Below are 10,371 nucleotides of genomic sequence, written 5' to 3' on the forward strand. Positions count from 1 at the left end.
AGGGTCTGTCCCCCCAGGGGACCGACCCTGGTTTTCATCCGGGACGCAAGCAAGCCGCAGGGAAGAACCCTCACTCACTCACCAGCGCCCCTCCGACAAACACCCGGTACCGCCGGATCCGCCCCGTCACCCCATCCGGTCCCTGCCGCGGCGTATAGCGCATGCCGGCGACCTCCGCGTCGGCGCCCAGGTCGAGGATCAGCCGGTGCGGCGGCCGGGCCGGCTGTGCCGCGCTGTACGCGGAGTGCCAGTAATCGGTGGCCTGGCCGTTGATGGCGTTCAGCGCCGAGCCGTCTTCCTTCCTCGCCTCTTCGCTGCTGGCATACGCGACGGTCCAGCTGGACTGGTTCAGCGTCTTGCCGTCCGCGCCCAGCAGCGCCAGCTCCGCGATGGCGGCGCAGGGCTTGCCATCGAAGGCGTCAAGGGCTTCGATGCAGAAGTGCCGGCCACGCGCGGGGCGGTCGAAGCGCACGTCCTGCGTGCCCGGACCCGGCTGGAACTGGCTCGCGTGGACCGGCGCCAGGCCCGCCAGGCGCGGTCGCACCGTGCTGGGAGGGCGCGGCAGGTCCAGCTCCGGACGCAGCCGGTCCAGTACCGGGGTCGCCAGCCCGGCCAGGCGGGGCTGGCGCGGGCCCGTCAGGTCCAGCACGACCACCTCGTTGCGGCCGGCGCGCAGCCAGGGGCCGGGCAAGTACATCGTCTGGGTCGGCCCGATGCTCCAGTAGCGGCCCAGGCAGCGGCCGTTGATCCAGACGATGCCCTGGCCCCAGTCGCTCATGTCGAGGAAGGTATCGGCCGGCGTGGCGACAATGAAGCCGCCGCGCCAGAACGCGGCGCGCTTCTCGCGCGGGCGGGCCGGCGCGTAGGCCAGCGGCGGCAGCTTGCCGTCCGCATCGAAATCGATCGCGCGGATCTCCCACTGTTCCACCGGCAGCGCTGCGCCGCCCCGCGCGCGCAGCGTGACAGGGCCGTGCAGGCCCTTGCGGTCGTGGATCTCCACGCCGAAGTTGACGCGGGCGATGGTGTACAGCAGGATTTCCAGCGTGGCCGGTTGCGTGCGCGCGGGCAGGGCGACCTTGAAGCGGCGATGGCGCGTGTCGAGCGTGCCGACCGGCTTGCCGTCCAGGGACACCCAGGCGAGATCGCGCACCTTGGCCGCCTCCAGTTCCGCCGCCGGTCCGGCCGGCAGCGTGACGCGGTAGACGACGATGCCCCGGCTGATGTCGTATTCCTCGATGGGTCGTGGCGACACGGCCTCGATGGCCTGGCGCGGCAGGTTGGCCAGCACGGGGGCGCACTCGTCCAGCATGAACGGGGCGACGGTCGTGACGGCATTGCGCGCGGGCGGCGGCGGCAGCGTTTCGCCGGCTGCCAGGTGACGGGCGATGCCGGTGCGGTAGGCCTCGAACTTGGTCCCGATCCAGCCCGCTTCGCCGATGGGGGCATCGTAGTCGTAGCTGGTGGTATCGGGCCGGAACGGCCGGTCGCAGCCGCCCCACAGGCCGAATGTGGTGCCGCCGTGCGCCATGTACAGGCTGAAGGAGCCGTTCGCGGCCAGCATCGTCTCGATGTCGGCGACGGCCTTGGTGGCTTCGCCGCGGCGGTGCGGCGCCCCCCACGTGTCGAACCAGCCGGAATAGTATTCGCCGCACATCAGCGGGCCTTGCTGGACGGCCTCGAGCGCCGCGAAGCCGGCCCGCGGGTCGCTGCCGAAGTTCGCCACCGAGAACAGCTCGGGAATATGCGTCTTGGCGACGGCATTGGTGGGATTGCACTGGAACAGGGGCACGTCGAAACCGGCGTCCAGCACGGCCTGGCGCATCGTTCGCAGATAGTCCAGGTCCTCGCCGAAGAAGCCGTACTCGTTCTCGACCTGCACCATCAGGATCGGCCCGCCCTGCGTGATCTGCAAGGGTCCCAGCACGCGGCCCACCTCGGCCAGCCAGCGCCGCGCCGGCAGCACGAAGGCCGGGGCACGCGTGCGCAGGAAGGCCTCGCCCGGCTGCTTCAGCAGCCACCATGGCAGGCCGCCCATCTCCCATTCGGCGCAGGCGTACGGACCCGGGCGCAGGATCACCCACAGGCCTTCCTCCTGCGCGATGCGGCAGAACGCCGCCGCGTCGCGCTGGCCGCGCCAGTCGAATTCGCCTTCGCGCCACTCGTGGAAATTCCAGAACAGGTAGGCGCACACGGTGTTCAGGCCCATGGCCTTGATGGCCTGCAGCCGGTGGCGCCAGTATTCGGGCGGCACGCGCGCGAAGTGCAGCTCGCCGCAGCGGATCTGCAGCGGTTTGCCGTCCAGCAGGAAGTCGCGCTCGCCGATGGCGAAGCGGCCGGCGGCACGGGCAAACGGCGGCAGCAACGTGGCGCCGACGGCGGCGGCGGTGCCGAGCAGCAGCCGGCGGCGGGGAGGTTGGGTCATGGGGCAGGTCCGGTTGGTTGAACGGGAGCTCGCGCGAGCCGCGTCATGCAGGCCACGCACAGCAGGGAGGCGCAGGCGCCTACCACACGGGCAATATGGCCGCGTACCGGGTGACCGGCAACGAAGCCTACCGGCGCTATTCGGAAGCGTGGGCGGAGCACAACGGCTGGCAGGGCGCGAAGTCGCCCGACCGGGCCCGGTGGCGGCTGTCCTACGGCGAAACGGACGAGCACGTGCTGTTCGGCGACTGGCAGGTGTGCTTCCAGACTTACGCCGACCTGTACAAGCTGGCGCCGGCGCCGCACAAGATCGCCCGTGCGCGCGAGGTGATGGAATACCAGATGGCCACGCCACGCAGCGATTACTGGTGGTGGGCCGATGGCCTGTACATGGTCATGCCGGTGATGACGAAACTGCATGGCATCACGGGCGAGCGCCAGTACCTCGCCAAGCTGCACGAGTACTTCGAGTACGCCAACGGCATCATGTACGACGCGCAGGAAGGGCTGTACTACCGCGACGCCAACTACGTGTATCCGGGCCACCGCAGCGTCAACGGCCGCAAGGATTTCTGGTCGCGCGGGAACGGCTGGGTGTTCGCCGGGCTGGCCAAGGTGCTCGACGAGCTGCCGGCCGACGATCCGCATCGCGACCACTATGTCGCCCGCTTCCGCGCGATGGCGGCGGCACTCAAGGCGAGCCAGCAGCCGCAGGGATACTGGACCCGCAGCCTGGTCGATCCCGCCCACGCGCCGGGGCCGGAGACGAGCGGCACGGCGTTCTTCACGTATGGGCTGCTGTGGGGCGTCAACCATGGCGTGCTGGCGCGCGCCGACTACCTGCCGGCAGCGCAGCGGGGCTGGGACTACCTGGTGAACGTGGCGCTGCAGCCGGATGGCGCGGTGGGCTACGTGCAGCCGATCGGCGACCGCGCCATTCCAGGCCAGGTGGTGGACAAGCACTCGACGGCGCACTTCGGCGTCGGCGCCTTCCTGCTGGCGGGTGCCGAGATGGCGCGCCTGCTGGAACGTCAATAGGAGCAATGATGGAACGACGACATTTCATGCGCGCGCTGGCCGCGGCGCCGGCGGCAGTGGGACTGGGCGCCGACGCGCGGGCCGCCACCATGCCGCACGGCGATGCCCGCGCCTACCAGCTGCGGCTGCTGCAACGGATGGCCGAACCCGTGCTGGCGCCGATGGCGCAGGGCCAGCTCAAACAGCGCTTCAAGCTGGAGCTCAGTCCCACGTGGGACGGCCGGGACCCGGCAGTGGCCTACCTGGAATGCTTCGGCCGCCTGATCGCCGGCATCGCGCCCTGGCTGGCATTGCCGGAGGACGGCAGCGCGGAAGGGCAACTGCGCCGGCGCCTGCGCCAGATGGCGCTGGCCAGCTACACGCATGCGGTCGATCCGGCCAGTCCCGACTACCTGCGTTGGTCCGGCCACGGCCAGGCGCTGGTCGATTCCGCCTACTTCACCAACGCGCTGATGCGCGCGCCCAAGGCGTTGTGGGAGCCGCTCGACGCGGCGACCAAGGCCCGCATCGTGGCCGAGATCAAGCGGCTGCGCCGCATCGAGCCACCGTACATCAACTGGCTGCTGTTCGCCGCGATGAACGAGGCCTGGCTGCTGTCCATCGGCGAGGAGGCCGACCCGCTGCGCATGAACGTCGCCATCCGCAAGATCAACGAGTGGTACGTGGGCGACGGCTGGATCAAGGACGGCGAGAGCTTCCATTTCGACTACTACTGCTCGTACGTGATGTACCCGATGCTGGTCGAGGTGCTGGAAGTGCTGGTGCGGCAGAAGGGGCCGTTCTGGAACGGCAAGCCGGAGGAACTGCTGGCGCAGGCGACGAAACGCATGCAGCGCTACTGCGAACACCTGGAACGCTTCGTCTCCCCGCAAGGCACGTATCCGCCCATCGGCCGCTCGCTGACCTACCGGACGGCCGTGTTCCAGCCGCTGGCGCTGCTGGCCTGGCGCAAGCAGCTGCCGCCCGCGCTGCCGGAAGGGCAGGTACGCGCCGCGCTGCATGCGGTGCACCGCATGATCTGGGACGAACCGGGCAATTTCACGAAGGACGGCTTCCTGACGATCGGCTTCCGTGGCCACCAGCCCGAGCTGGGCGACTGGTATTCCAACAACGGCAGCATGTACATCGCCGCCAGCGGCCTGCTGGCACTGGGCCTGCCCGCGACCGACAGCTACTGGACGGCGCCTGGCCAGGACTGGACGCAGAAGAAGGCCTACGGCGGCCAGCGCTTCCCGAAGGACTACCCGGTCAACTACTGAGGTTGGTCCCGCGCCGGCCGCTGCAGAAGATGGCGCGGCCGATCCATTCGTAGGCCTGCTTCGTCGCATTGTCGCGCTGCCGGTACAGCCGGCCCAGCGAGCGCATCGCTTCGCAGTCGCCCATGTCGGCCGCCTGCAGGTAAAGGTCGATGGCCTTGCTTTCGTCGCGGGCGACGCCGCTGCCCGTCTCCAGCATGCGGGCATAGCGCGCGAACGCGGGCGGGTAGGACGCTTCCATCGCCTGACGGAAGAGCTGCGCGGCAGCGGCCGGATCGGCCGGCACGCCGCGGCCTTCCTCCACCATGCCGGCCAGTTCGAATTCGGCCCGGCCGTCCGTCTGGCCCAGCGCCGCACGGTACAGCGCGGCGGCACGCGGCTCGTCGCGTTGCACCCCGATGCCCCGTTCGTAGCTGCCCGCCAGGAACAGGCGGGCCAGCGCATGGTCCTGCGCGGCCGCCCGCTCCAGCCACTCGACGCCACGGGCCCGGTCGGCATCGTTGTCGGCCCGCTGCAGCAAGCGCTTGCCGAGCCGCGCCTGGAACTCCGGCTTGCCGCTGGCGGCGGCCTGGGTGATCCAATACAGCGCTTCGTCGTCGTCGCGGGCGGTACCCGCTCCGGTATCGTAGATCCAGGCCAGCCGCGTTTGCGCTTCCGCGCTGCCGGCCTGCGCGGCCCGGCGCAGCCAGTCGAGGGCCTCGTCCGGCCGCCACGGCTCGGCCTTCATGTAAAAGTCGGCAAGACGGATCTGCGCCGCCGCGTCCCCGCTGTCGGCGGCGCGGCGGTACCACTGTTCGGCCAGCGCCAGGTCGATGCTGCCCAGCCGGCCGGACTGGTACCACCAGCCCAGCTCCATCTGGGCGGCGGCGGCGCCCCCGTCGGCCGCCGCCCGCACGGCGGCAATCAGCTCGGCCGTCGGTTTTTCCGGCGGCGCTGGCAGGTACCAGACGAATTGCGTCTGGCGCCAGGCCCCGGGGGTGGCCGCTGCCGCCGCCAGCGCGTGGAAGCGGCACTTCGCGATGCCGGCCAGCGCGGCCTGGTCCAGGTCCTCGTGGCCGCTCGACACGTCGACGCGGCTGGCAGTGACACGGCCGTCGCCGTCGACCTGCACGGCCACGGTGGTCTTGCCTTCGGCGCCACGGGCCAGCGCGGCGCCGGGCCAGGTGGGCAGGGCGCAGACGTTCAGGTCGCGCGTCATGGCCAGGCCGGCGGGGTCGGGGGAGTTGGCGAGATTGATCTCTGCGGCGTGGGCGCCGCCGGCCAGCAGCAGGCCGGCCAGGAAAGTAAGCGTTTTCATGCCGCTACGATAACCGAAAATTGCAGCTCGCAAATACACACTTTGTCACGCCAGCGGCGCTGGGAGGGCTAGATGTCGGAAAAGTGTATCGGGTGTGCGAACCCGTGTCTTTCGTTACGGCCTTTTTGTCCCCGGGGGCGCTTTTCCCGCGCCAGGGGCGCAGAATGAATTTGTCGCCGGCCGCATTCCGTTGGTCCGACTGCCAGGATAGGGGTACCGTCATGAACCAGCTCGTTCAACTTCCCGCCATTGCCATCGCCGCCCTCGGCCTGCCGGCGGCACGCTCGTCTGTCGCCGGACCGCGCTGGATGCGGACCAGCCGGGGGCCTGTGGCGCTGCTGTCACGTGGCCACGGCCGCGCCGCCGCGCGTGCGGCGGGATCGCCGGACGTGACGGCGCCGGGCGGCGTGCACCGGCTGTTCGAGCGTCATGCGGCGCGTGCGCCGGCCGCGCTCGCGATCCGCACCGACGACGGCAACTGGAGCTACGGCCGGCTGAACACGGCGGCCAACGTGCTGGCACGGCGGCTGCGCCGGCAGGGCGTGCGTCCCGGCGATGCGGTGGCAACGCTACTGGAACGCTCGGCGCGGCTGGTGGCCGCGGCGCTGGCGATCGTCAAATGCGGCGCCACCCACGTGCCGCTCGATCCGCAGGCGCCGCCGGCCTGGCTGGCGCATGTGCTGGCCGACAGCGGCGCCCAGGCCGTGCTGGCCGATGCCGCGCGCCTGCCGCAACTGGCTGCCGGGCCGGCCGTGCTGGCCGTGAACGGGGCAGGGCAGCCCGGCGATGGCCGCAACTTGCGGGTGGAAGCGCCGGCCGGCACCCCCGCGTGCATGCTGTATCCAGCCGCATCCAGCGGCAAGTCGCTGGGCCATGGCCTGCCGCACGCCACCTTGGCCCGGCTGGCGGCCCGCAACGGCTACGCCGAGTTCGGCCCGACCGACTGCGTCGCCTTCGCGGGCGGCAGCCCGGCGGACGTGGCGGCCCTGGAACTGTGGGGGCCGTTGCTGGCGGGCGGCAGCGTGGCGATCCTGTCCGGCGACATGGACAACGACGGCCTGGCCGCGGCGCTGTACCGGCATGACGTCACGGTGCTGTTCATTGCCACCTGCCGCTTCGACGCGTGCGCCGCGGCGATCCCCGCCACGCTGGCCGACCTGCGGGTCCTGCTGCCGGTCGGCCCCCGGCCGGACATGGCGTCGTTCCACGCGGTGCTGGACCGGCAAACGGAAGTCGATATCCGTCACTGCTACGGTGCCAGCGCGGCGCTGGCCTGCGCACTGGCGCACCGCGTGCGGCGCGCCCACGATACGCGGCAGTACGGCTGAACCACCACGAAAGGGGCATGGCGCGGCGGCAGTGGCCGGGCTACCATCGGCGCGACCGGATCGTCCTGCCACCGGGGCGGGATGCCGGGCCATGCATGAGGGAACCCGTGGGCAAAACCAGGTTGGAAGCATTCAGCGACGGCGTCATCGCCATCATCATCACGATCATGGTACTGGAATTGAAGGTGCCGCACGGCGTCATTCTGGAGGCGCTGCTGCCGCTGGGGCCGGTGCTGCTCAGTTACGTGCTGAGCTTCGTGTACGTCGGCATTTATTGGAACAACCACCATCACCTGCTGCACGCCGTGCAGGGCGTCGGCGGCGGCGTGTTGTGGGCCAACCTGCACCTCCTGTTCTGGCTGTCGCTGATCCCGTTCGTCACGGGCTGGATGGGCGAGAACCACTTTGCCACCGTGCCCGTCGCGGCCTATGGCTTCATCCTCTTCATGAGCTCCATCGCCTACATACTGCTGGTGCGCTGCCTGACGCGCCACCAGCGCGAGAACCGCGCGCTGGCCGAGGCCATCGGCTCGGACGGCAAGGGGCGCCTGTCCACGGTGCTGTACGCCGCCGGCATCGCGCTGGCGTTGGTCCACCCGTGGCTGGGCTTTGCCGTCTATATCGGCGTCGCGCTGCTGTGGTTCATCCCGGACCGGCGCATCGAGAAGCGGCTGGCGTAAGCCCCCTCAGCCGGCATGCTTCGGCGTGGCCGGCACCGCTGCCGCCGGCGCGGACCAGGACAACAGCATCAACAGCGCCAGCGTCGCCACCGGCAACAGCAGGCACCAGAAGCCGGCCTGGCGGAAGCCCCAGCCGCCCAGGATGCAGCCCAGCGCGAACGCCAGCATGGGCCAGCCGAAGCGCGCCAGCTTCTCCCGCACGGCCGGGTTGCCGTGGCCCGTCAGGCAGTCCGTCACGTTGATCAGGAGCTCCGTCACATTGCCCGTCATGACGGTGGTGGGCGCGATGCGGCCGAACACGAGCTTGCCGGCCGCGTTGTGGATGCCCATCGCCGCGGCGCCCAGCATGCCGGCCAGCAGTACGATGGGCGCGCCGGGGTCGAGCGGCGGGCTGCCGACGATGGCGGCGGCCGTGAAGCCCGCCAGCAGCACCAGTTGCGCCAACAGCAGGGGCCGGATGGCGCTGGCGCCGCGCCGCTCGCACGCATTGGCGAGCAGCCGCGCGCCGATCACGCCGCCGGCGAACGACGGGAATGCGAGGAACTTGAGCAGCAGCACGCCTTCGCCGGGATGGCCCAGCTCCGTCCCGATCAGGACGAAGTTGCCCGTCACGTGGGCGGTAAACAGGCCGAACAGGCCGACAAAGCCGGCCGTGTCGACATAGCCGGCCAGGGCGGCCAGGCTAATGGCGAGAAACAGGTCGCTGGGCCTTGCGATCATGAGCTACTCCAGAGGTCAAGACGGATGAGCTCGTGTCCCACCGCGGGGTCAGTCACCCAAACGGGACACGAGCTCGGCAGCTGAACCGCCGTGATACTGCCGAGGCCGTGTCCCGAATTGGTGACTGACCCCGGGGTGGGACACGGGCCCGGCAGCAGGGTGGGTCAGGATTTCAGGAAGGCCAGCAGTTCGGCGTTCAGCTTGTCCTTGTGCGTCGTCGGCAGGCCGTGCGGCGCGCCTTCGTAGACGACCAGGCGGCCTTGCGGCAGCAGCTCCACGGCGCGGCGGCCGGTGGCGGCCAGCGGCACGATCTGGTCGTCGTCGCCGTGCACGACCAGCGTCGGGATCGTCATCTTCTTCAGGTCTTCCGTGAAGTCCGTCTCGGAGAACTGCTTGATGCACGCGTAGGCGCTGCGGATGCTGCACTGCATGCCCTGCAGCCAGAACGTCTCGCGCACGCCGGCCGACTCCTTCGCGCCTTCCCGGTTGTAGCCATAGAACGGCAGGGTCAGGTCCTTGAAGAACTGGGCGCGGTCGGCCTGCACGCCGGCGCGGATGCCGTCGAAGACTTCCATCGGCACGCCTTCCGGATTGTTCGGGCCCTGCAGCATCTGCGGGGTGACGGCGCCCACCAGCACGGCGCGCGTGACGCGGCCGGTCCCGTGGCGGCCGATGTAGCGTGCTACCTCGCCGCCGCCGGTCGAGTGGCCGACCAGCATGGCGCTCGTGATGTCCAGCGCGTCCAGCAGGGTGGCCAGGTCGTCGGCGTACGTGTTCATGTCGTTGCCGTGCCAGGGTTTGCTGGACAGGCCGTGGCCGCGGCGGTCGTGCGCGATCACGCGGTAGCCGTGTTCGGCCAGGAACATCATCTGGTCTTCCCAGGCGTCGCCCTGCAGCGGCCAGCCGTGGCTGAAGACGACGGCGGGACCGTCGCCCCAGTCGGTGTAGCGGATCAGCGTGCCGTCGCGCGCGGTGACGGTATTGATGGTGCGGTTGCTCGTCATGGCTTTGTCCTTTCGGTGACAGGGGGATTGACCTTGCCATTGTCGGCACCCGGCAGGCCCGCCGTCTACGGCACCGAAGGCCGGCGCCCGCCTCCCCCGTATGGGTGGGTGTCCGCCCGGTTCCGGCAAGGCCGGCGCGCCTGTGGTACAAAGGCGGTATCGATTTTTATCAGCAGGGAGATCCCATGTCCGGTTTCAGCATCAATCTTGAACAAAAAACCCTGGCGAACACCACGTTCCGCAACGTGCTGTACACCACCGAGCGCAGCCAGCTCGTCGTGATGGCACTGCAACCCGGCGACGACATCGGCGAGGAACGCCACGAAGGCCACGACCAGTTCATCCGCGTGGAGTCCGGCCATGGCGTCGCGATCCTGGATGGCGAGGAGCACAAGCTGGAGGACGGCGTCGCCGTCGTCATCCCGGCCGGCACGAAGCACAACGTCATCAACACGTCGCAGGACGAGCTGCTGCACCTGTACACGCTGTACACGCCGCCTGAGCATCCGGACGGCACCGTCCACCTGACCAAGGCCGAGGCGGACGAATACGAAGCGCAGCACGGCCACTGATGACCCGCACACCCGCACGGCCGCCCGGCTGTGCGATTTTCGCCACGGCGGCGCG

The 10,371-nt window shown here is 70.0% G+C and carries 9 protein-coding genes; 5 read left to right on the forward strand and 4 right to left on the reverse strand.

What is annotated here, in order from left to right; translation table 11 throughout:
* Positions 1-70: 70 nt before the first annotated feature.
* On the reverse strand, positions 71-2,422 hold the full coding sequence (locus PX653_RS03620) for a beta-galactosidase (RefSeq protein WP_277416562.1): 2,352 nt from the start codon (positions 2,420-2,422) through the stop codon (positions 71-73).
* Positions 2,423-2,439: 17 nt separating this feature from the next.
* Here PX653_RS03620 and PX653_RS03625 point away from each other — a divergent pair, with 17 nt between their 5' ends.
* A complete protein-coding gene (locus tag PX653_RS03625) occupies positions 2,440-3,459 on the forward strand; it encodes a glycoside hydrolase family 88/105 protein (RefSeq protein WP_277416563.1) in 1,020 nt (339 codons plus the stop codon).
* A gap of 8 nt (positions 3,460-3,467) precedes the next feature.
* Positions 3,468-4,718 (forward strand): DUF2264 domain-containing protein, encoded by a 1,251-nt coding sequence (locus tag PX653_RS03630; RefSeq protein WP_277416564.1) that lies wholly within the window; start codon positions 3,468-3,470, stop codon positions 4,716-4,718.
* Here PX653_RS03630 and PX653_RS03635 read toward each other — a convergent pair.
* Positions 4,708-6,012 carry a TonB family protein gene (locus tag PX653_RS03635; RefSeq protein ID WP_277416565.1) on the reverse strand — a complete coding sequence of 435 codons (1,305 nt, stop codon included), beginning with the start codon at positions 6,010-6,012 and terminating at the stop codon, positions 4,708-4,710. The genes PX653_RS03630 and PX653_RS03635 overlap by 11 nt on opposite strands.
* A gap of 221 nt (positions 6,013-6,233) precedes the next feature.
* Here PX653_RS03635 and PX653_RS03640 point away from each other — a divergent pair, with 221 nt between their 5' ends.
* A complete protein-coding gene (locus PX653_RS03640; protein WP_277416566.1) occupies positions 6,234-7,340 on the forward strand; it encodes an AMP-binding protein in 1,107 nt (368 codons plus the stop codon).
* Positions 7,341-7,447: 107 nt separating this feature from the next.
* A complete protein-coding gene (locus PX653_RS03645; protein WP_277416567.1) occupies positions 7,448-8,020 on the forward strand; it encodes a TMEM175 family protein in 573 nt (190 codons plus the stop codon).
* A gap of 6 nt (positions 8,021-8,026) precedes the next feature.
* Here PX653_RS03645 and PX653_RS03650 read toward each other — a convergent pair whose 3' ends face one another.
* Together PX653_RS03650 and PX653_RS03655 are read right to left on the reverse strand one after the other, a co-directional pair.
* Positions 8,027-8,740, reverse strand: a complete 714-nt coding sequence (locus PX653_RS03650; protein ID WP_277416568.1) for a YoaK family protein — start codon at positions 8,738-8,740, stop codon at positions 8,027-8,029.
* A 164-nt stretch (positions 8,741-8,904) separates the two neighbouring features.
* The gene (locus PX653_RS03655; RefSeq protein ID WP_277416569.1) at positions 8,905-9,744 is read right to left on the reverse strand and encodes an alpha/beta fold hydrolase; all 840 of its coding nucleotides are present in this window, start codon (positions 9,742-9,744) and stop codon (positions 8,905-8,907) included.
* Positions 9,745-9,929: 185 nt separating this feature from the next.
* Here PX653_RS03655 and PX653_RS03660 point away from each other — a divergent pair, with 185 nt between their 5' ends.
* Positions 9,930-10,316, forward strand: coding sequence for a cupin domain-containing protein (locus PX653_RS03660; protein WP_277416570.1), 387 nt, complete (start codon positions 9,930-9,932; stop codon positions 10,314-10,316).
* Positions 10,317-10,371 lie beyond the last annotated feature (55 nt).

Source organism: Pseudoduganella chitinolytica (assembly GCF_029028125.1).
GTDB lineage: Bacteria > Pseudomonadota > Gammaproteobacteria > Burkholderiales > Burkholderiaceae_D > Rugamonas > Rugamonas chitinolytica.

What these genes read in the sequence shown, in the direction of transcription:
- PX653_RS03620 (WP_277416562.1), bottom strand. Translation starts at nt 2,422, where the DNA reads ATGACCCAACCTCCCCGCCGCCGGCTGCTGCTCGGCACCGCCGCCGCC.
- PX653_RS03630 (WP_277416564.1), top strand. Translation starts at nt 3,468, where the DNA reads ATGGAACGACGACATTTCATGCGCGCGCTGGCCGCGGCGCCGGCGGCA.
- PX653_RS03635 (WP_277416565.1), bottom strand. Translation starts at nt 6,012, where the DNA reads ATGAAAACGCTTACTTTCCTGGCCGGCCTGCTGCTGGCCGGCGGCGCC.
- PX653_RS03640 (WP_277416566.1), top strand. Translation starts at nt 6,234, where the DNA reads ATGAACCAGCTCGTTCAACTTCCCGCCATTGCCATCGCCGCCCTCGGC.
- PX653_RS03650 (WP_277416568.1), bottom strand. Translation starts at nt 8,740, where the DNA reads ATGATCGCAAGGCCCAGCGACCTGTTTCTCGCCATTAGCCTGGCCGCC.
- PX653_RS03655 (WP_277416569.1), bottom strand. Translation starts at nt 9,744, where the DNA reads ATGACGAGCAACCGCACCATCAATACCGTCACCGCGCGCGACGGCACG.
- PX653_RS03660 (WP_277416570.1), top strand. Translation starts at nt 9,930, where the DNA reads ATGTCCGGTTTCAGCATCAATCTTGAACAAAAAACCCTGGCGAACACC.